Below are 23,009 nucleotides of genomic sequence, written 5' to 3' on the forward strand. Positions count from 1 at the left end.
ATAAATATGATATCGCAAAAGACCTATCAAACGCTCACTGTCGACATTACCGATAAAGTGGCTCACATTATCCTTAATCGTCCTGACGCGTTAAATTCAATGAACGTCGATTTTTGGCATGAATTTCCAAGCGTAATACACGATATCAATAATCAATCGGCGGCTCGCGCCATTGTCATTTCCTCAACTGGCAAGCATTTTAGTGCTGGTATGGACTTAGCCGTATTCAGTGCGAGTAACCGCGACGAGAATATCGAATTAGGCCGTAAACACGACCAATTACGCCGCTTGGTTCTCAAGCTACAAGATTGCTTTAACGTGCTTGAAACAGCTCGCATGCCTGTGTTAATGGCTATTCAAGGTGGCTGTATTGGCGGCGCCGTTGATATGGTCACCGCGGCAGATTGCCGTTATTGCACCAGCGACGCTTTTTTTAGCATCGAAGAAACCAAACTCGGCATGACCGCTGATGTAGGGACCTTGCAGCGTTTACCTAAATTGATTTCAATCGGATTAGTGAAAGAGTTAGCCTACACAGGCCGAAGAATGCCTGCGGCTGAAGCCAAAGCAGCCGGATTAGTTAATCATGTATATGAAGACCAAGCATCAATGTTAACTGCTGTATTAGGCATTGCTGCAGATATTGCCGCCCGCTCGCCTTTAGCCGTTACCGGCTGTAAAGAGATGATTAACTATGCCCGCGACCACAGTGTCGCCGACAGTTTACATTACATGTCGGTATGGCAAAGCGGCATGTTCCAACCTCAAAACGACATGATGGAAATCTTTAAAGCGAAAGCGCAAAATCGTGCGCCTGAATTTGAAGAGTTAACGCAAATTGACCCATTAAAAATATTCTAAGCATTGGGTAAACCAGCGTTATTGCCAATTAACTTAGCTCATGACTGAATTAATTTAATCATTAATAGCGCTAACCCTTTAGAGTGAACTATGACAAAACCTTTGATAAACCTAGTGCATGCCAATGGCTTCCCCGCTGGCAGCTATAAAACATTTCTACAAGAGTTTGATAACGACTACCGTACCGTTGCCCACAATCAATTTGGCCATAATGTTCTGTATCCAATACACAATAACTGGCAACACCTTGTTACTGAACTTGTTGAATTTATTAAGAAGCAAGATGAAAAAGTCATTTGTGTTGGGCATTCATTCGGCGGTGTTATATCGTTTATCGCTGCTTGCCAACATCCTGAGCTTTTTCGAGGTTTAGTGATGCTCGATCCACCTGTCGTCACCGGCGCATTCTCACATTTGCTGAGTTTTATTAAGCGAACACCTTATATTGATAAGCTTTCTCCAGCAGGAAAAGCCAACACACGCCAAAATCACTGGCCAGAAAACACTAACTTAGTTGATTATTTTTCACAGAAAACATTGTTTAAAAACTTTGATTCTCGTTGCTTACAAGACTATGCATCATCAAGTGTGGTGCTACGCAATAAACGTTTAGAGCTCAGCTTCTCTCCTGCCGTCGAAGCCGACATCTTTAGGCATTTACCGACCAACCTTGTTAAATACAAAAACAAACTGACCGTGCCAGCAAAACTGATTTACGGTGAAAAGACTCAGATATTCCCGATTAAACATTTTGTTCGGTTTGCAAAACTGAACGACATCGAGTTAATGACGCTACCCAATGGCGGACACATGTTTCCATTAGAACAACCAGAAAACACCGCCAATATGGTCAAACAGATCATTAAAGACTGGTGATAATTACCATTACACTTGGCAACTAACTCAAATAACTCAAACAGATAAACAATCTATTTTAAGAGGCCCAATATGATTAAACCAATCAGTTTGCTATCTACCCTCGCGCTTTTGGGCTTATCTTATTCAGTCTATGCACTGCCGTTAAATAACATCCAATTACCAGCAGGGTTTACCATTGATGTGTATGCTGAAAATGTTGAAAATGCGCGCCAGATGGCGCTTGGTGACAACGGAACTGTTTTTGTAGGCAGTCGCAAAGCAGGCAATGTTTATGCGCTTATAGACAGTGATAATGACTTCAAAGCTGACAAGAAAATCATTATCGCAACGAATTTGTTTATGCCATCCGGTCTTGCTTACCATAATGGCAGTTTGTATGTCGCTGAAGTCGATAAAATCTGGCGTTATCCTGATATTGAACAATCATTACCCAAGATCCCTAAACCAGAATTGGTGTACGACAAGCTGCCTAACAAATCCCATCACGGCTGGAAATTTATCGCTTTTGGCCCAGATGGAAAGCTGTACATTCCCGTCGGCGCGCCTTGTAATGTGTGTGAAAGTGAGCTTCCCTTTGCCAGTATTTTACAATTAGATCTTGAAACAAAACAAACCACTATCGTCGCTCAAGGTGTACGCAACAGTGTCGGATTTGATTTTCACCCACAAACAGGTGAGTTATGGTTTACCGATAATGGCCGCGACATGATGGGCGATGATTTACCCGATGATGAGCTTAATCGAGTCACTCAAACTGGGAAACACTTTGGTTTTCCTTATATTCACAACACAGATATTGCCGATACAGATTTTACTAACCCCAAAATCGCCAAACTCAACACGCCTCCGGTATTAACCTTAGGTGCTCATGTTGCTGCATTAGGCATGGAGTTTTATCAAGGTAGTCAATTCCCTGCTACTTATAAACAATCAATCTTAATTGCCCAGCACGGCTCGTGGAACCGCACTAACAAAGTGGGTTATCGCATTATGCAGGTGGCACTTGAGGGGAATAAGGTGATTGATTATAAGCCGTTTGCCACGGGTTGGCTTGAAGGCGAACAAAGCTGGGGCCGACCAGTTGATGTGATGACCCTGGTAGATGGCTCTATCTTGGTATCTGATGACTTTGCCAATGCTGTGTATCGGATTAGTTATACCAAGTAATAAAAAGCCAAGCGTTAAGCTTTAGCTGTACGACTGGGATACAGTTTGATCACTATCAAACTCACTCTTGGACAAAAGTGTATTTAAGATATGGCCTGCGGCCACTAACGTCGTGGCGCTTCGCCCACACCAGACCAAGTGGAAACCAACGGCTGTTCCCTCTTGGAACTCCCAGCCGCCCCGCAACATTTTCGCTATTTACAAAACAAGAACTGCGAAAAGGTCGCCATGGGAATTGATCCATCTTTGAATCTCGTTTGTAATCGGCCTCGGCCTTACTCGAAAATGCTAACGCTTTCGATGGTACATCCTGTACCGCGAAAGCTAGCCTGACGTCCTGTCAGGCTCACGCTATTTTCTTCAACGGCCTCAAGTTCAGAGTTGAATTTATCCATTCCCAATAATGTCTTCTGACTCATTTATGGACTGAAATCGGTTAGATCTTAGGCTCTAAAATTTACGGTTCACATTATCATTGCTAATGATTAGCTTAAGAAAGTGAGTTTATGTTCACTAAAAGATGGATCGCAATTCACTCTTGAAACAAGAAGCTAACCAGAAAGCTTAGCTAGACGTTATAAATGAACCGCTCTCACCTCCTAAATCCATTTAGACGTGTGCGGAGCCGCATGCAGGGTAGTGTGGGGACTGGAGGCTAAATACCTCCGGCTACCCGATTAGTTGCAACAACGTTAGAGATGATAGGTTAAATTATTTATAAATATTAATAATAACAATGCCGCTAAAAAAGACTATAAAACTAAGTAATTGTATAACATTACTTGCAATAAATAACTTTTGGACTTCTTTAGGTACTTTATCTCTTTGCTTTAATCTATCACAACGTTTTGCCTGCCAATAAAATTGAAATATCAGTCCGTAACGTGAAACACCTAAAGTTGCTGAGAATATATTCAATGAAAACAAATAGTAGTTATCATCAATAATGTCCTCAACCATGGGTAGCCATTTGTTTTTTATAAAAAAAATAAGTAATACACTAGTAATAAGTAGGCATATTCCTGCACAAAACAAGATGAGTGATATTTGAGTTGTCAAACTTAAATTGCTGAATATCAACGAATTATACTCTTTGATTTATAGATCTCTTCACCTAAATACTCTCCTCCAGAGCCCCCATACTTCCCACCGACAAAACCAGTACCAGCACCAACGACTAAAGAACACCAAAAGAGGCTGGTTCCTGCACTTGGTGCACCAAATATAATGTTACAGCCGCCATAAGCAACTAACCCACCCAAAGCCCCACCACCAATACTACCAGCAGCCTTCCCTGTTTGGGTATATTTCGATTTACTACATTGAGAATCATCACCAACGGTACAAGCTTTTTGAATGTTAGATACTGCATCAACACCTGTTAGCATAATTCCTAAATAGCCTACACGTTTCAAATTACGTGACATTTCAGCTACTGCTGCATAGTTCTTATGAAAGTTGGGTACAGTTGTGGCATTTGCAGGCTGCTTATTCCACTGTTGAATGATGCTTTTACTGCTTAGTCCCAAATTACTACGGATATCACCAGCCACAAGTTTTCCACCTAAACTTGGTTGTCCAAAACGACTTAATGCTGCATCCAATCTAGCAAATTGTATTTTACGTTGGGTGAAAAAATTCTTATTATGTAGGTTACCATTTGATTTATAACTAGTAACATAGGTTCGCTCTATATCTTTCAAAATAGATTTAACTTGGGCTGTATGAGCATTCCACGCGGTATTACTTACGCCTATCAATAAGCCGTTATAACTAGCAATATTTGAGAAAAACTCATATCTATTTACTAGCAATTGCTTTTCAGAGTTACTCAATTTTAATAAAGTTAAATCAACTGCTTTAGCGACATTTAAAAATTCAGCTTCCTCAATTGTGCATTCTTGAGCATCTGCTGGAGATAGCAATACCACCTGTCCTACTTGAACAATTCCATTCTTAATATGGGAATTAACCATTTTAAAGTGTTTGTAAGTATTCTCGGAGGGAGAGTTGTACATAGTCATAATCAGTTGATCAACAGGCATCTGTTTTTCAACTATATGTATTGCTTTATTTTGTGTACTAGGCAGTGCATCCATGTTTTAATCCTTTAATTTCCATTTGTGATTTTGTTGAATTAACAACTAATCGCCTGAGATTGTACTCAATAAGTAACTGTTAATAAAGTAACTTTCTCTAACTATCGACAAACTCCGAAAATAGTTTTACCGCAAGCAACTAACGCCCATTTAAGGGGCTGATAATTGTTGGCTATAATGTGATAGGAGCGAAACAGCCAACGGTAATTTGTCCCGCTTGAACAGCTTGTTGAACGAAGCCGCTCTGCGGCAAAAAAAGATAAAAACACATCTTTAGTCCCATCATAAATACTTACTAGACCCTGCCAATATTGGCATTTATCTAGGAGTATCACCATGAACGCATCTGAACAACAACGCTTTGATTTTCTTTATAACAACATCTTACCAATTTAACGCTGCAAGGCAAGCGGCCTGCTACCATCGATGCTTATAGCCGTGCAGTCAGGCGCATTAGTGCTTATTTTGACTATTGCCCTGACAACCTTTCAATCGATGATTTAAAGCGCTATTTTGCTGATTTAATTGCCTCTCACTCCTGGAACACCGTAAAACTCGACCGTAGTGGATTACCGTTTTTCTATCGATATGTTCTTAACCAGCACTGGGAGTGGCTGAGGCTTGTTAAGCCACTGCAGGTCAAACGCCTACCGGATATTCTAACCTCTGCCGAAGTCTCAATCGTCATTAGCCTCACCCATAAGCTGCGATATCAAGTGTGATTTAACCATGTGCAGCATGGGATTGCGTCTCGGTGAAGCAATTTCATTGCAGGTTGGCGATATCGATTCTGCGTTGATGCAGGTGCATATTCATGACACCAAAGGCGGCAAGGATAGGCTTGTACCCTTACCATAACGCACATTGTTAGCGCTGCGGTATTATTGGCAAACTCATCGTCATCCCCGGCATGTTTTTCCTGGTAAAGACGGTAAACCTGACTCACTGATAGATTGCGCATTAATGTCGTTTAAAAAACAAACGATTAAATTTATTTGCAACATTATCAATCAATTATACTTTTCTAAATAAATCTGCATTACAACTTTAGGCCTACCTAACGAGTTGTTTGATTTTAATTAAGCTAAATCTATTTATACCTGTATATAAAACCAGCTCATTAGGTTATGCAATCTAGCAAATAAAAAATGGTTTCTGTAAAAGAGTATTATCAATTAAATTTTGTATGTAAAACGAAGGGAACCATTTTTAAATAGGGCTTTGGTTCTAAGTAACTTTGGGGCATAAATGATTTGCATACCTTGCTTGCAATTGGCGTCATTCAACTCTGAACTTGAGGACGTTGAAGAAAATAGCGTGAAGCTCACATGGCCTTTCTCGCACATCCATGTGCTACAAGGCATTCAGGCATCCTGCCTATCAGATGTGAGCTTAGCTTTCGCGGTACAGGATGTACCATCGAAAGCGTTAGTATTTTCGAATAAGGCCAAAGCAGTCTGCAAATGCAGGTCAAAGTTAAATTTAACCCCATGGCGACCTTTTCGCTTTTCAGAAAATGTTGCGGGGCGGCTGGGTGATCCAAGAGGGAGCAGCCGTTGGTTTCCTTTTGGTCTGGTGTGGGCGAAGCGCCACGACGTTAGTGGCCGCAGGCCATATCTTAAACAAAATTTGGGACAAAGACGTGTTTCAAGGTGGCCTAGTGAATGACCGTAAATTGCACAGAATTACTAAATCTCTACTATGTTCTGCCCCTGATCATGTTAAAATCTCCGCATCAGAATTACCGAGAAACTCAATGTTTATCCATCATGTTAACGGCATCGACTGGCTAGTAATCACAGCTTTTGAAGAACTGAAAACTATGTTTATCGAAGAAGCCGGTACGATACCCTCTTGCTTCTCTACCGCCAGCGAATTGAACCTGGTTGATCAGGCAAAGCGAACTTATAGATATTTGCCTACTCTCAGCGGCGTAATCACCGATATCGGTACATATCAAAGACAGGGTAACGAAGAAGATTTGGACCCACAGCTTGCCTGCTTAGTTGAGGGGCATGGTCGGGTATTTATCTATCACGGCGGCTTTGTAGCTTTTGTGGATGACGAGCAAACCTTTATTACCCGAATAGACTGAAAATTATTCAGTAAGTTGAAATTGACGAATTGGCATCCCTAGCAAGGAATGGGGCATAAATGAGTCAGCCGGCCATAATTTAACATGGACGGGTTTAACTCTGAACTTGAGGGCGTTGAAGACTCTTTATACAAGAATGCGTGAAGCTCACATGGCCTTTCTCGCACATCTGACCGATAAGGATATTGGAAATGTCATTAGGATGTAGGGAACATCATTGACCATGTGCTACAAGGCATTCAGGCATCCTGCCTATCAGATGTGAGCTTAGCTTTCGAGGTACAGGTCGTTCTTTGGCATCTGACCCAATGGATATGGGGAATGTCATTATGATGTCGGGAACATCATTGACCTTGCCATCACGACATTCGTGAATCCATTCACATCAGATTCCCATCGGAAGCGTTAGTATTTTCACTCCTTATTACAGATGGACCAAAGCAGTCTACAAACGAAGTTCAAAGCTAGATAAATCCCATGGCGACCTTTTCGCAGCTGTTGTTTTGTAAATAGAGAAAATGTTGCGGGGCGGCTGGGCCCATTCTTTTATAAAGAGTAAAGAGGGAACAGCCGTTGGTTTCCTCTTGGTCTGGTGTGGGTGAACCGTCACGACGTTAGTGGCCGCAGGCCTTGTGTGAAACACATGTTGAAGCACAAATACCACCAACTATTTGTTCTACCACTAACTTTGCCCATGCATTATAAATCGGTGCACCTGGGTGAAACCCATCGGTAGCCATCACTTGGCGCATAAACTCCAGCATAGTGATGTCAGGTTGTGGGTTTTCCAGTGGCAATTTGATTAATCTGAAACTTGTGGATTGGTCGACTTGTTGATTTAACTTAATAAGTAATTGCTGTAATTGGCGATTAAATTGATTTGCTCGCTGGCCTAAACTCCAACGAAGTGGATGAGGCAATGCAGGAAATAGCCCCAAAGGCGGTAACGCAGTGACCAATATCAATTTGGGCCTGTATCGCTTTGTAATCAGTTCAAATAACGCTTTTTGTTGCAGCAACCACTTCTCGCAACTGATTGATGAGGTAATGTCATTCACCCCTAATGATGTCACGATGACATCATAATGCGTTTGCCCGAGTATGGGATGTGCGTTATCAATCTGCTGTTGTAAGGCTTGTAAGGTGGTATATGTAGTCGAGCCTGTTTTAGCAAATAAGCCATAACTAAACTCGAGTTGAGGACTTAATTGCTCAATAACCTGCCCTAACAAAGCATGCTGTTGAAATGCCACTCCCACTCCTGCAGCGGCTGAGTCGCCCAAAATAAGCAAACTCAACGCAGGATTGGGCCCAGTTTGCCCGACACGCTCGCCCTCGGGTTCCGGTAATCTTGGCGTAGTGCGGCGAACCTTAAGCCCCTGAAACACCAACAACGGGGCTAACATGAGTGACACTCCTTGATACAGCATGGTTATCCTTTATTCACTATTAAACGAATCCTAATATTGTCACTCAGCACGGCTTAATCATTAATGTTGAATAGACCCTTAACGATTATCAGCAATAAAGTTCACTACAACGTCGGCCAATACTTCGCCTTTGTCCTCTTGCAAAAAGTGCCCTGCAGCGATGATAGTGGTGTGCTTTTGCCCTTTTGTTCCTGGAATGAGTTTTTGCATCAAGGCATCACCACCCGCAGTAATCGGATCTGAATCACTAAACGCGGTTAAAAATGGCTTTTGCCATTGGCACAATACTTTCCACGCGGCGCGGTTTTTATCTGCAGCAGGATCGTCAGGCGTTATTGGCACTAATAACGGGAATTGACGCGCGCCCTCTTTGTAGCGCTCATCTGGAAACGGCGCATCGTACGCAGCAATAACCTCAGCACGTAAAGTCGATACACAAGCGCTGTTAATTAAGTTGCCCGTTGGGAATATCTCAACGTCTTGTGAGAACTGACGCCATTTTTTAAATGCTTCACCTGGCTCATGGTCACCAGTGGGTAACATGGTGTTGGCACAAACAACCCGTGCAAATCGCTCGCTTTCTTCAGCCGCTAAACGTAAACCAATTAATCCGCCCCAATCCTGACAAACCAAGGTAATGTTAGTGAGATTAAGTTGCAGCATCAGTGATTTAATCCAATCGACATGACGTTGATAAGTATAATCGTTACGGTTTGTCGGTTTATCTGAGCGACCAAAACCAATAAGATCAGGTGCAATAACACGATGACCGGCTTTAACGAGAATGGGGATCATTTTGCGGTACAAAAAGCTCCAGGTCGGCTCACCATGTAATAACAATATTGGTGCGTCATCCTTAGGGCCTTCATCAAGATAATGGACTCTCAGTTCACCACCCTCAGTGTCATCAACGGTTAAGTAATTCGCAGTAAAATGGTAATCAGGTAAATTGGCGAAACAACTGTCGTCGGTGCGTAAAAAATCCATATTAATTCCCTTCCTTATTGTGTTTTGTATCAATATTGTCTGAGTAATGTAACCTCGCGCTAAATAAGCCACATTGCTGACTGTCACTGAACCTTGAATGTTGACGTCACGGCGTTAGTTCATTGCATGCAACGAACTGACATTAACTCAGATCCTTAATCGCCCGTCCTATTCCATCAACCGTTAATGGATACATTTTATTGTTCAGCAACTGTTGAATAATGGAAATAGAATGATGTATTGGCCAGCGATTTTCCGGTTGTGGATTAAGCCATGCCACTTTATTGAAATGCCCCAGCAATCGATTCATGTATTCAATGCCGGGCTTTTCATTCCAATGTTCAACACTGCCGCCTTTAGCGATAATCTCGTAAGGCCCCATGGTCGCATCACCGACAAAAATGACTTTATAATCGGCACCAAATGTTCTGATGATCTCTTCTAAATTAATCACTTTATCAAAGCGGCGGTTATTATCTTGCCAGAGATTTTCGTACACACAGTTATGAAAATAAAAGAATTTTAAATGCTTAAACTCACTGTGCGCCGCAGAAAAAAGCTCTTCACATGTATGAATATAATCATCCATTGAGCCGCCAATATCGAAAAACATCAACACTTTAACGGCATTGTGACGTTCCGGTTCCATGTGAACATCTAACATTCCACCGTTCTTGGCGGTTGAACTGATAGTGGTATTAATATCCAGTTTTTCACTGGCCCCAGTGCGGGCAAATTTTCTGAGTTTTTTAAGTGCCAATTTAATATTTCGAGTACCCAGTTCACGGTCTTGGTCGAAGTTTTTAAACTCGCGCTTATCCCACACTTTCACGGCACTGTTATTACGGTTTTTATCTTGGCCGACTCTAATCCCTTCAGGGTTATAGCCATAAGCGCCAAACGGAGATGTGCCGCCTGTGCCAACCCATTTATTGCCGCCTGCATGACGTTTTTTCTGTTCTTCTAGACGTTCTTTTAACGCCTTCATTAATGCTTCAAGCCCGCCTAAAGATTTAAGCTTGTCTTTTTCTTCTTGAGAAAGGTGCTTTTCAAACTCCTTTCTTAGCCAATCTTCGGGCAAAATTTTATCAAATACATCAATACTTTCGATGCCTTTAAAATACTCAGCAAAGGCGTTATCGTACTTGTCGTAGTGGATTTCATCTTTAACCATGACAATTTTGGCAAGGTTATAAAACTCTTCCACATCGGCAAACACCACCCCAGCTTTTAGTAACGCAATCAAATCTAATAGCTCACGTAAGCTACAAGGCACTTTGTGCTTTTTTAGGATCAGAAAAAAATCAATAAACACGATGCACTACCTGTTTCTGCGGCTCATAAAAGCAAGCTTTTCAATCAATGAAACGTCTTGTTCATTTTTAAGCAATGCGCCAAACAAAGGAATGATGTCTGATTGTTTATTTAGCAAAGTGCTTTGAGAAATATCATCCGATATTAATAACTTAAGCCAATCGATCAATTCAGATGTTGAGGGTTTTTTCTTAATACCGTTGACATCTCGTAAATCGAAAAACACCTCTAATGCTTGCTGTAACAAGTCTTGCTTAACATTAGGATGATGCACGTCGATAATTTTTGCCATTTCATCTTTGGTGGGAAATTTAATGTAATGGAAAAAACACCGTCTTAAAAACGCATCTGGTAGCTCTTTTTCGTTGTTAGAGGTAATGATGATAATGGGACGTTGTTTAGCTTTGATAACCTGTTGAGTTTCGTACACATAAAACTCCATTTTATCGAGTTCTTGTAGCAAGTCGTTAGGAAACTCGATGTCCGCTTTATCAATTTCATCAATCAGCAATATCGGTCTTTGTTCTTCTTCAAACGCATGCCATAGCTTACCTTTAACGATGTAGTTACCGATGTCGTGTACACGCGCATCACCTAACTGACTGTCACGTAGACGGGACACAGCATCATATTCGTATAAACCTTGTTGCGCCTTGGTGGTCGACTTAATGTGCCATTGATACAGTTTACAATTAAGAGAACGAGCAAGTTCTTCTGCTAACTGGGTTTTACCCGTGCCCGGTTCGCCCTTAATTAATAACGGTTTCTCTAAAGCAATAGCGGCATTTACCGCTAAAGTAAGCTCGTTTGAGGCAATGTAGTTCTGTGTACTTTTAAACATGGTCAACCTTTTCATTTATGTCATTTTGCCGTAGCAAAGCTTTTTCATGTATTTGTTTGGGCATATATCTGGCTTTAAGCCACGTTAATGGCAACCGGCGTGCCATTAAATGCTGCATTTCCTGTTAGCATATCAACTCTAGCGGCATCCGTTAAATCATTAATGCTCACGCCAGGCTGCGCAGATGCCACTGACATGTTAGTGCCTTGCTGATTATGGCCCCACCCTTGCGGCATACTCACAACACCTTGTTGAATATCGTCAGTAATAACCACTTCGATATTGATTGTTCCAACAGCAGAAGTCACCGTTACCACTTGTCCCTGCTCAATACCTAATTTTTTTGCATCTTCAGAATGCACTTCTAAAGTGCAAGGGTTTTTACCTTTAGTTAAGCGCTGCGAGTTTTGTGTCCAGGTGTTATGACTTTTCACTAAACGACGACCGATTAAATCAAATGGATAAGCCTTGTCGCGTGCAGTTGGTGTCATCATCGCGTCTAAACGAGGTAAGTCATCGACATACACTTGTGGGAATAAATTGACCTTACCGTCTGCGGTTTTAATGCGTTGTTCAATACAGGGCATTAACGGGCCAAGGTCGATACCATGCGGATTGTCTATTAACTTTTGCAAGCTGATGCCTTGTTCACCATACGGACCATTTTTGAGTTCCATGTCCAGTATCATCTCTGGGGTGACTTTTTGCATTGGGTCATCGGCAGGCAGGTTTAGCATTCTGGCTGAAATCTCTTTTAGAATTTGCCAATCGCTGCGTTGTTCTGGCAGTTTTTCAAATAATGGTGCTGAGTATTTCACCGTGTTTCGCACCGAAAATGAATTAAAGAAAATATCAAAGTGGGAGTTCTCGACTCCTGTAGTGCCCGGTAAAATAATGTCTGCGTATTTGGTAGTTTCATTTAAATAGATATCTACCGACACCATGTATTCAAGCCCAGCAAAGGCTTGTGCCAATTTATGACCACTGGGCGCTGACAATACAGGATTGCCCGCGACGGTAATGAGGCTTTTAATCTGCCCTTCACCCTCGGTTTGTATTTCTTCTGCTAAGGTTGCCACCGGGAATTCGCCATTAAAGAATGGCAATTGACGAACACGAGTGTGATGCTGACCAAATGAGCTTTTATGGCCTCGTTTATGATGACGTAATAAATCAAACGCAGGTTGTGGAAACATCGCCCCACCGGCACGGTCAAAGTTGCCAGTAATAATATTGAGTACATTGGTGAGCCATAAACATAAGCCACCGAACGTTTGAGTCGAGGCGCCCATGCGGCTATAACAGACCGCAGATTCGGCCGCCGTCATGTCATCTGCAAGCGTACGAATACTAGCGGCATCAATACCGACAAACTCTGCTAGCGCTTCTGGCGAATAACCTTTGGCAAGCTTAGCTACATCATCCAATCCTTCAACCATGTTCTCTAAATGGCGTAAATTGACCTTATCATTGGCAAATACACAATGAATTAATGCCAGTAACAACAGTGCATCTTTTTCAGGTCGAATAAATAAGTGCTGGTCAGCAATGTTAGCGGTGCGGGTTTTGCGCGGATCGACTACAACAATTTTTCCGCCACGCTTTTGAATCGCTTTCATTCGCCCAATGACGTTTGGCGCGGTCATCATGCTGCCGTTTGATACCACCGGATTAGCGCCAATGATCAACATAAAGTCAGTTCTATCAATATCCGGTACCGGAATTAGCATACCTGCACCAAACATAAAGTTAGACGCTACATGATGGGGTAATTGATCAGCCGAAGCTGAGCTAAAGCGATTGACAGTGCCTAATGACTTCATAAAAGGTTTAAGCACTAACGCATTGCCTAGGCTATGGGCGTTAGGATTACCTAAATAAACTGCTAAAGCATTGTTGCCATGTTGCTGTTGAATACTTTTAAACTTAGCGGTGATTTCACTAAATGCGTCATCCCAACTAATGGCTTGCCAACCTGAATCGGTACGTTTGATTGGGGTTTTTAAGCGATCTTTATCCGTATAAAAATCTTCCAGCGCCAATGCTTTAGGGCAGTTGTAACCTTGGCTAAAGGGATCGAGCTGATCGCCTTTGATCGACAAAATTTGTTTGTCTTGATATTTTATTTCCAAGCCACACATGGCTTCACAAATATTGCAATTTCTATAATGGGTTTTTATGTCGCTCATATATATCGCCTGACTTGGAAAATGAATGTGAATGTAACTGAACTGCCAACGTTAACGCACCTAATAACGCACCTAATAACACACCTAATAACACAATGCTGACGGTGCTATTAGGCTTTATTTGGCGAGGTTATGTGGTGGCTAAGCTCCGTTATGCCCCATTAATAACTAAGGCTTATCGATTGCTGATAGCCATAACACTTACAGTTTGACGATTAACTTGCCTTTGTTTTTACCAGTGAAAAACAAATTCAAGCCAGTCATTGCAGACTCGAGTCCATTTAATACGTGGGCACGATGCTTAATTTGCCCTTTCATCACATAAGGGGTTAATTTTTCGAGCAATGCGGGCACATCACCGAAATGATCTGGCATAGTGAAACCTTGGATAATCAAGCGCTTTTTAATCACTTGGATCCAATTAGGGCCTAAATCAGGTACCGCTTTTGGGTAATCCGCAATCATGCCGCACACCACAATACGCCCATGGGCATTCATTCTGGCAAACACATGATGCTGAATTGGGCCGCCAGTATTTTCAAAATACACATCAACGCCATCTGGGGTTAACTCGGCAAGCTTTGCTGCAATATCATCGGTTTTGTAATTGACTGCGCCATCAAAACCAAGCTCATTTACGATCCAATCTGCTTTTTCGTCACTGCCGACAACGCCAATCACTCTTAGTCCGTCTGCTTTAGCAAGCTGCCCCACAATAGAGCCAACAGAACCTGCCGCGCCAGAAACCACAATAGTTTCACCTTTTTGTGGTTTACCTACGTTGAAAAGTCCCTGTGTTGCTGTTAAGCCCGGTAAGGCGAATACCGATAAAATAGCTTCGTCTGGTAATGGCGCGGTGACTTTATTTAACCCTGCACCATTACTTAAAAAGTATTCTTGCCAGCCCATCATGCCCATTACGCGGTCGCCCACGTTAAAATCTGGGTGATTGCTTTCAACAATCTCACCAATGCCAGAACTGCGCATCACATCACCTAACTCAACTGGTGGAATATAGCTTTCGGTGTCTGCGCTCATCCAACCAAACATGGCAGGATCCAGTGACATATGATTCTGTTTTACCAAAAATTGCCCTTGTGCCACTTTCGGCATGTCTTTTTGGACCACTTCGAATAATTTAGGACCGACTGGGCCACCGGTTGGACGGGCGATTAAGTTAATGGCTTTGTATGTGGTCATGTTCAAATCCTTTTTTAATGAGTTAACGTCAACATAGTAATGACGCGTTTTTAATTGATATCCAAAAATGAAATCTTATTGCCGTTAAGCCAGTAACTGCTCAATACTTTTAATGCTGTGAATATTTTGCTGTTGATAAAAATGTTTAAAATGCTCGGCTAGCTTTTCACTTTCCACAAACACCTGCTGCCAATACTCTAAGCGCTGCGTCGGTTTCATTTCGACAAAATCACTACGGTCGGGGATTTTGCTAAACGGCAGTGATGCGACAAATTCAGCGGATGGACACAGGAGCACAGTTTTGTCGTAGTGTTGTAAACGCACTTTGCGAGACAGGTTTTTATCAAACCAACCCGGCTTTAATGTCGAGCTGAAATGTGGATACAGAGTTAAGCCTTCATTTTGAATATTAAAATCAAAATGATAGTCAATAATTCCACCATCTCGGTACATACCTTGAGGGCAATCAGCAATGTCTTTTATCCCTTGCATCACCATAGGAATCGAGCCAGACGCTAATAGCGCTGCTTTGATATTACGCTGGCTTAATGCCATAGACGTTGTGGCGATATTGTCAGGATCATAAATCGCCAAATCGCTTTGGCGATGTTGAAAGATGTAGCGTTCGTACTGACTGTTAAGCAGTGGCCTGCTGATGGAATTTCTGACAAAACTGTTGAATAAGCCAGCCCCTTGCAGCAGTTTATTTTCTGACGCAACCAGTCCTTTGCATTTAGCCACAATAAAATGGGCTTTAAAGACTTTGTTATTGATAATCTCATCTGCACCGCTGTCACCAAATAACTCATCGAGTAATTCAACTGCTTTAGCTGTAATTTCATCCGGTTGCGGTTTAGTGTCATTAGAATAAACGGTTTCACTGTAATTTTTGGCTAAGCGTTCTATCGCCGCGACAGGGTCATTTTGGGCAAAGCACGCGGCGCGAAATGCACCGGCACTTGAACCAATCAGGTTTAAAGGTTGTTGTCTGCCTTTAAAGAATTCCCCAAAAAGGTATTTGTCTAATCCCAGCAAGGTGAACCATTTAGGTCCACCACTTGCACCAAGGAAAGAACTGAATAAATCTGGAGAAAAACCCTGTTGTTGTATCGATTTTAAAGCCGTTTCACCAGCGTATATTTCTAACATATGACTCTTATTATTGGACTGTCGCAATACATGCCGACAGCAGCTCTTGTTATTTTACGCTTGTGACTGATTACGAAGATCTTTACGCAATACTTTACCGACATTGCTTTTAGGCAATTCATTCATAAACTCAATGATTTTAGGGCGTTTATAGTTAGTGAGCATTTTATTGCAGTGATCAAAAATATCTTGTTCTGTTAATGTTGGGTCCTTACGCACAATGTACACTTTGACGCGCTCGCCAGTAATGTCGCAAGACACGCCCACAGCGGCGGCTTCCAATACCCCTTCGTGCGACACAATTACTTCTTCAATTTCGTTAGGGAACACGTTAAAACCAGACACGTTAATCATGTCTTTTTTGCGATCCACAATTTTAAAGAAACCATTCTCGTCCATGGTGGCAATGTCACCGGTGGCTAGCCAACCATCGATTAACACTTCGTCAGTGGCTTTTTGGCGATTGTAATATCCCTTCATCACTTGTGGGCCTTTAACCCACATCTCACCTGGTTCACCTAATGCCACATCTTCACCATCTGCACCGACTAAACGAATATCGGTTGATGATGCCGGTAAACCAATCGAGCCATTATAGCTTTTTTGGTTATAAGGACTCATTGTCACTAAAGGCGCACATTCCGTTAAACCATAGCCTTCAAGTAAACGGCTTTTAGTGACTCGCTCCCAATGTTCTGCAACTGGTCGCTGAACTGACATTCCGCCACCAAAGCCCATCTTTAATGCACTGAAATCGAGTTGATCAAATCCTGGAGTATTCAATAATCCGTTAAACAAGGTGTTTACACCTGTAATCACAGTAAAGCGATATTTAGCTAGTTCTTTGACAAAGCCGGCCATGTCTCTTGGATTGGTGATTAATAAGTTGGTGCCGCCAAAAGGTAAAAAGGCTAAGCAATTAGAAGTTAACGCGTAGATATGATAAAGCGGTAATGCGGTAATAATCAGCTCTTTACCAATTTCATAGACGTTTTTGGTAACCGCATTTGACTGTTCAAGGTTAGCAACCATATTACGATGAGTTAGCATGGCACCTTTTGATGGACCTGTAGTGCCGCCAGTATATTGCAAAAAGGCTAAGTCAGAACCGATAACGTCAACCGGTATAAAGGTTTTTTTACTGCCTTTTGCCATGGCGTCATTAAATTTAACCGCATTGGGTAAATCGAACGCTGGCACCAATTTCTTCACGTGCTTAATCGCGCCGTTGACTAATGCACCTTTAATAAGACCTAATCGGTCACCCACCCCAGTGGTGATAACATGTTTAACATCGGTTTTATCAATGACAGCCTGTAATACATGAGCAAAGTTTTCTAAAATTAATATGCCTTTCGTGCCTGAGTCTTTTAATTGATGTTCTAACTCACGGGCGGTATAGAGTGGATTGACATTCACCACAGTTAAGCCTGCGATAAGTGCACCAAATAATGCGATCGGATATTGCAGTGTATTGGGGATCATGATGGCAAACTTATCGCCTTTCACTAAACCTAAGTCTTGCTGTAAATAGGTTGCAAAGTCAGTTACTTGCTGGGCAAGCTGCGTATAAGTAATGCTAACATCCATGTTGATAAATGCCGTATTCGTGGCATATAACTTGGTATATTTTAAAAACAAATCTGCCAATGAGTTGTATTTATCTGGATCGATTTCAAACTCAACCCCAGGCGGATAACTCTTTTCTAACCAAATCCTTTCCATAATACTGTCCCCAATTATTACAAAATTATCAGCAGCCTACATTACCGGCTGCTGTGATTATTATTGTTATTTTTAACCTACATCCAGCTTTACAACACTTCAAATAAACCTGCAGCACCTTGACCGCCACCAATACACATGCTGATCACGACGTATTTAACACCACGACGTTTACCTTCAATTAACGCGTGCATCACCATACGAGTACCGCTCATGCCATAAGGATGACCAATAGAAATTGCGCCCCCGTCGACGTTTAAACGATCATATGGAATGCCCAATTTTTCGGCACAGTAAATGACCTGAACCGCAAACGCTTCATTGATTTCCCACAAACCAATGTCATCAATATTCAAACTATGACGTTCAAGCAACTTAGGAATAGCAAAAATTGGACCTATGCCCATTTCATCTGGCTCACAACCTACAACCACCATGCCTCGGTAAACACCTAACGGCTTAAGACCGCGTTGCTCAGCGAGTTCTCGTTCCATTACCACAACAGCGGCAGCACCGTCAGACAGTTGCGATGCGTTACCGCCAGTAATTGAGCCGTTATCTTTTACCGCTTTTAAACCCGCTAAGCCTTCAATATTGGTTGAAGGACGATTACCTTCATCTTGAGTTAAGGTGACTTGTTCTTTAGTGATATCACTGCTGGCTTTATCCATCACCAATTTTGTACACGTAACAGGCACAATTTCGTCATCAAATTTACCTGCAGCTTGTGCATCAGCAGTGCGTTGTTGCGAGATTAATGCATAAGCATCTTGTGCTTCACGCGAGATGCCATAACGATTAGCAACCACTTCGGCGGTATCAAGCATCGGCATATAAATCGCTGGACGATAAGCTTTAACACTTGGGTCGACCGCTCGGTGCATGTTCATTTTATCGTTTTGAACCAAGCTGATTGAGTCACAACCGCCAGCAACTACCACGTTGGCGCCATCACAAACAATATAATTGGCAGCGATAGCAATAGACATTAACCCTGATGAACATTGACGGTCGACAGTCATACCTGGCACAGACACAGGCAGTTTTGCCGCCATTGCCACTTGACGACCAAAGTTCATCCCTTGGTTACCTTGAGTTAGTGCAGCACCAAAAATACAATCTTCAATTTCATTTGGGTCAATACCCGCACGCTCAACGGCTGCATTAACAGCAACTGCAGCTAATGTTGGAGCAGATAAATCATTAAACGCACCGCGGTACGCCTTACCAATGGGGGTTCTCGCTACAGATACAATGACGGCTTCTCTCATAATAATTCCTTGTTTATATGTCTTCTAAGACATGTATTTAATCAGGTTTTGAGGTTGAGCTAAGTATTAGTCATAATCACAAGAACAGTTAACGAAACAGCTCAACCTACATTAGAATCATTTACTGTTGCTGCGATTTCATAAATGCCATCGCCTTGATCACAAACTTCTCGCCTTGTTGAGCACCAGATTTCAACGCTTTTTGATTATCTTGCGCAGTGAGTTTCTCCCAGTTGTCACGCACCGTTTCTGGGGTTTGTGATGCTTTAGGGATAAAACAACCTTCTGTTTCAAAGATACTGGCACTTGAATAACCACCCGCTCCGGCACATAAAATAAAGCGGTTTGGCGCGTGTTCATCACACAAGGTCAACATCCCCGCAGTTACCGCTTCTGGCGCGAAGGCTTTAACGATTTCTTCAGGCATTAAATCTTCAGTCATACGCGTCCCCGCAGTGGGAGCTAGCGCATTGATGTGGATATTATTTTTTGCACCTTCAAGCACTAAGGTATTCATTAACCCAAGCACGGCCATTTTGGCTGCACCATAATTAGACTGACCAAAATTACCGTACATGCCGCTTGACGATGTGGTCATCACAATACGACCATAATTTTGCTGTTTCATTATTTCCCACACTGCTTTGGTGCAGTTAACCGAGCCCATCACGTGGACATCCATGACTAACTTAAAGTCATCTAAGGTCATTTTAGAAAACGACTTATCGCGCAAAATTCCGGCATTATTGATTAAAATATCAACGCGGCCCCACTTGTCCATGGTTTGTTGCACCATGTCTTGCACTTCGTCAAAATTAGCGACGTTTGCACCATGACTAATAGCTTCACCGCCCATTTCTTCGATTAAACGAACCACATCTTGCGATGCTGCAGAAGATGCGCCGCTTCCATCACGTGCGCCACCTAAATCATTTACCACCACTTTAGCACCACGTCTGGCGAGTTCCAACGCATGAGAGCGACCTAAACCATTACCGGCACCTGTGACTATGGCTACTTGTCCTGCAAAACTGATCGTCATAATGTTTCCTTAACGCTTTTTTTGATTTTTTATTGTTGTTTTGTGTTCATGTGAAGGTGACAAATGATAGAAATCTACTTAACCATTTGCACAGAAATCCACTCAGCCACTAATGCCGGAGTATCAACACCTTCAATTTCAATGGTCACTTCGGTTGATAAACGGAACTGCCCTGGTTTCTTTTCTTCAATTGAAAGGGTTTTAGCGTGTGCTCTAATGCGACTGTTAACGGTAACCGGCTGTAAAAATCTCACTTTATCGAAACCGGCATTCAAGCCCATATAAAAACCGTCAATGATGACGCTAAATTCTTCAGCAAAATGTGACAGCATAGAAAGTGACAGGAAGCCATGGGCAATGGTCGAGCCAAAAGGCGTGGCTTTGGCTTTTTCTTCATCTACGTGAATAAACTGATGATCCAGTGTGCAATCCGCAAACTGATTAATCTGATCTTGAGTGATTTGATACCAGCTTGTTGGCTCGGCTTGGAAGCCAATATAGTTTGTGATGTCGTTACGATTGATGACTGTCGGCATTGTTCCCTTTCCTCTTGTACGTTCAGGTACTGTCCATGAATGAAATTTAAGCGATATCTCATGCTAGTTGGGGTGGGCACATTAAACAAATGAATAGTTTTAATACCAAGACATTCGCAATATGAATAGTCTAGAGTGTTGAAAGGAAGTAATACGTCAGGGAGATTATAACAAAAACGCATTACCCAATTAATGGGTAATGCGTTAATAATAAAGGATTTATACTAGTTAGAATTGAGAAATTACCTCGCGAATCAAAATCCAACTAAAGGCAAAGTCTGACTGGTAATACTCATCTAGGGAATCGACCTACCTACAAATAAATCAGCTCAGTCAGTGATAACCTATGATCACTATGACCAACTTGGACATCATTCAATTTAGGTTAAAACCAGTCGGCTTGCATGTCAAAACTGGTACTGTCAGTACTCATCAACAGAGATGACCACACCGCAATTTTGGGTAATTCAAAGCGATAGAAATACTGCGATGCCTGTAACTTACCTTTATAGAAAAACTCATCTGCTTGATGCGGTTGCTGTGCTAAGGCTTTGGTGGCAACCATACTTTGCTTAAGCCATAACCACGCAATAATCACATGGCCAAACAACTCTAAATACTTAACTGAGTTGGCTAAGGCTAAGTCGATGTTCTTCGTCGCCATGCCGTTGAGTACCGCTTCAGTTGTCAGCGTTAATGTCTCTACCGCTTCGCTTAGCTTCTGGGTATATTCGCTCAAGCTGTCGTATTGTTTGGCTTGCTCAATGGTTTGGGCAATTTCATGTAAGGTTGCTTTATAACCCTGCATCTTATTCATCGGCACCTTACGGGTAATCAAATCTAACGATTGTATTCCCGTGGTGCCTTCATGAATGGGATTTAAACGGTTATCACGATAGAACATCTCAACTGGATGCTCATTGATGTAACCATGCCCGCCCATGACTTGAATAGCATAAGAGTTAGCTTTAGGGCCATATTCAGATGGCCAGGTTTTAATGATTGGGGTTAAAAAATCTAATAAGGTATGGGCATGTTCACGTTGTTCAACGGTGTCTGCAGTACGCTCATCATCACTTAATTGAGTCCCATACAACACTAACGCCATTGCCCCTTCGGCATAAGCTTTTTGTGCTAATAACATGCGTTTTACATCAGCATGTTCAATGATGTTGACCATTGGGGATTGCGGGTCTTTACACGAGGGTAGTCGACCCTGCGGACGGTTTTTAGCGTAATCGACTGAATATTGATAACCGGCCACAGCCAATACCGCACCACTAGTACCCACCATAATGCGAGCTTCATTCATCATGTGGAACATGTACTTTAAACCGCAATGTTCTTCACCGACTAAATAACCAATTGAACCATTTTTCTCACCAAAACTCAGTGCAGTAGATGTTTGCGCGCGGCCACCCATTTTATGAAATAGCCCAGCGAGAGCCACTTCATTGTCTTCACCGACGGAACCATCTTCATTAAGCAAAAACTTAGGTACCACAAATAACGAAATACCTTTAACACCTTTTGGTGCGCCTTGAATTCGTGCTAACACCAAATGAACGATATTCTCGCTTAAATCATGGTCTCCGCCTGAAATATAAATTTTATTGCCAGTAATCCGATAAGTACCGTCGTCCGACTTTACCGCTTTGGTAATTAAGTCGCCTAACGCTGAGCCACTGCCCGGTTCAGTCATGGCCATGGTGCCCATAAAACGGCCTTCACGCATGGGTTTAACCCAAGTGTTAATCAGTGCTTGACTGCCATGTGCTTGTAACAAGTTGGCGTTAGCAGTGGTCAACATGTTGTAACCCATACCGACCCCGCCAGCCACACTCAAAAATGAGGCTGCTGCACTGGCGATAATGGGCGGTAATTGCATACCACCCAAATCATAATCAGCTGTTGCAGCACCAATACCAGACTCATTAACTGCATCTATCGCGGTTTTAAGTTCTGGGATGATATGCACTTTTTTACCATCAAATGTTGGTTGATGGGTATCAAGTTTTTGACGGATAGGAAGAAAGTATTTTTCTGCGATCGCTTTAGCCGTGGTGACGACTTCATTGAAGGTCTGGCGATCGTGATCTTGATAACGCGCTCGGCTCGTTAACGCTTCACTGTCAAACAGTTCGTAAAGCATAAATTCAAGATCGCGTTCATTCATTAACGTTGCAGGCATAATAGTCTCTTCTTATCTTGTTACTGAGCAAAT

The 23,009-nt window shown here is 42.3% G+C and carries 18 protein-coding genes; 5 read left to right on the forward strand and 13 right to left on the reverse strand.

Annotated features, from left to right (window positions below):
* Window positions 1-6 precede the first annotated feature (6 nt).
* From H5125_RS02350 to H5125_RS02360, 3 genes are all read left to right on the forward strand, one after another.
* Window positions 7-861, forward strand: a complete 855-nt coding sequence (locus H5125_RS02350) for a crotonase/enoyl-CoA hydratase family protein (protein WP_182743428.1) — start codon at window positions 7-9, stop codon at window positions 859-861.
* A gap of 90 nt (window positions 862-951) precedes the next feature.
* The gene (locus tag H5125_RS02355; protein WP_182743429.1) at window positions 952-1,737 is read left to right on the forward strand and encodes an alpha/beta fold hydrolase; all 786 of its coding nucleotides are present in this window, start codon (window positions 952-954) and stop codon (window positions 1,735-1,737) included.
* Window positions 1,738-1,809: 72 nt separating this feature from the next.
* Complete coding sequence (locus H5125_RS02360; RefSeq protein ID WP_182743430.1) at window positions 1,810-2,907, forward strand: sorbosone dehydrogenase family protein; 1,098 nt, start codon at window positions 1,810-1,812, stop codon at window positions 2,905-2,907.
* Window positions 2,908-3,983: 1,076 nt separating this feature from the next.
* On the opposite strand, the gene H5125_RS02365 is transcribed toward H5125_RS02360, so the two are convergent.
* Entirely contained in the window at window positions 3,984-5,006 is a 1,023-nt protein-coding gene (locus H5125_RS02365; protein ID WP_182743431.1) for a hypothetical protein, read from the reverse strand.
* A gap of 422 nt (window positions 5,007-5,428) precedes the next feature.
* Here H5125_RS02365 and H5125_RS22110 point away from each other — a divergent pair, with 422 nt between their 5' ends.
* Both H5125_RS22110 and H5125_RS02375 read left to right on the forward strand, forming a co-directional pair.
* Window positions 5,429-5,728 (forward strand): phage integrase N-terminal SAM-like domain-containing protein, encoded by a 300-nt coding sequence (locus H5125_RS22110; protein ID WP_310734166.1) that lies wholly within the window; start codon window positions 5,429-5,431, stop codon window positions 5,726-5,728.
* 1,034 nt (window positions 5,729-6,762) lie between these two features.
* Entirely contained in the window at window positions 6,763-7,101 is a 339-nt protein-coding gene (locus tag H5125_RS02375; RefSeq protein ID WP_123777506.1) for a cytosolic protein, read from the forward strand.
* 614 nt (window positions 7,102-7,715) lie between these two features.
* Here the strand turns inward: H5125_RS02375 and H5125_RS02380 are convergent.
* The 12 genes from H5125_RS02380 to H5125_RS02435 all read right to left on the reverse strand — a co-directional run bounded on the left by H5125_RS02380 (window position 7,716) and on the right by H5125_RS02435 (window position 22,976).
* Window positions 7,716-8,507, reverse strand: coding sequence for an SGNH/GDSL hydrolase family protein (locus tag H5125_RS02380; RefSeq protein WP_259395378.1), 792 nt, complete (start codon window positions 8,505-8,507; stop codon window positions 7,716-7,718).
* 102 nt (window positions 8,508-8,609) lie between these two features.
* Window positions 8,610-9,518 carry a haloalkane dehalogenase gene (locus tag H5125_RS02385; RefSeq protein ID WP_182743433.1) on the reverse strand — a complete coding sequence of 303 codons (909 nt, stop codon included), beginning with the start codon at window positions 9,516-9,518 and terminating at the stop codon, window positions 8,610-8,612.
* Between the two features lie 142 nt (window positions 9,519-9,660).
* Window positions 9,661-10,833 (reverse strand): VWA domain-containing protein, encoded by a 1,173-nt coding sequence (locus H5125_RS02390; protein WP_101087185.1) that lies wholly within the window; start codon window positions 10,831-10,833, stop codon window positions 9,661-9,663.
* 6 nt (window positions 10,834-10,839) lie between these two features.
* The gene (locus H5125_RS02395) at window positions 10,840-11,673 is read right to left on the reverse strand and encodes a MoxR family ATPase (RefSeq protein WP_101087184.1); all 834 of its coding nucleotides are present in this window, start codon (window positions 11,671-11,673) and stop codon (window positions 10,840-10,842) included.
* Between the two features lie 74 nt (window positions 11,674-11,747).
* Window positions 11,748-13,862, reverse strand: coding sequence for a molybdopterin-dependent oxidoreductase (locus tag H5125_RS02400; protein ID WP_182743434.1), 2,115 nt, complete (start codon window positions 13,860-13,862; stop codon window positions 11,748-11,750).
* Window positions 13,863-14,063: 201 nt separating this feature from the next.
* A complete protein-coding gene (locus H5125_RS02405; protein ID WP_182743435.1) occupies window positions 14,064-15,062 on the reverse strand; it encodes an NADP-dependent oxidoreductase in 999 nt (332 codons plus the stop codon).
* Window positions 15,063-15,146: 84 nt separating this feature from the next.
* A complete protein-coding gene (locus H5125_RS02410) occupies window positions 15,147-16,211 on the reverse strand; it encodes a patatin-like phospholipase family protein (protein ID WP_182743436.1) in 1,065 nt (354 codons plus the stop codon).
* Between the two features lie 54 nt (window positions 16,212-16,265).
* On the reverse strand, window positions 16,266-17,936 hold the full coding sequence (locus tag H5125_RS02415) for an AMP-binding protein (RefSeq protein WP_182743437.1): 1,671 nt from the start codon (window positions 17,934-17,936) through the stop codon (window positions 16,266-16,268).
* Window positions 17,937-18,025: 89 nt separating this feature from the next.
* On the reverse strand, window positions 18,026-19,207 hold the full coding sequence (locus H5125_RS02420; RefSeq protein WP_101087179.1) for an acetyl-CoA C-acyltransferase: 1,182 nt from the start codon (window positions 19,205-19,207) through the stop codon (window positions 18,026-18,028).
* Between the two features lie 121 nt (window positions 19,208-19,328).
* Window positions 19,329-20,249, reverse strand: coding sequence for an SDR family NAD(P)-dependent oxidoreductase (locus H5125_RS02425; protein WP_182743438.1), 921 nt, complete (start codon window positions 20,247-20,249; stop codon window positions 19,329-19,331).
* 74 nt (window positions 20,250-20,323) lie between these two features.
* Complete coding sequence (locus tag H5125_RS02430) at window positions 20,324-20,785, reverse strand: MaoC family dehydratase (protein WP_059743536.1); 462 nt, start codon at window positions 20,783-20,785, stop codon at window positions 20,324-20,326.
* A 385-nt stretch (window positions 20,786-21,170) separates the two neighbouring features.
* On the reverse strand, window positions 21,171-22,976 hold the full coding sequence (locus tag H5125_RS02435) for an acyl-CoA dehydrogenase (RefSeq protein WP_182743439.1): 1,806 nt from the start codon (window positions 22,974-22,976) through the stop codon (window positions 21,171-21,173).
* Between the last annotated feature and the right edge of the window lie 33 nt (window positions 22,977-23,009).

It is taken from the genome of Shewanella sp. SR44-4, from assembly GCF_014163715.1.
GTDB lineage: Bacteria > Pseudomonadota > Gammaproteobacteria > Enterobacterales > Shewanellaceae > Shewanella.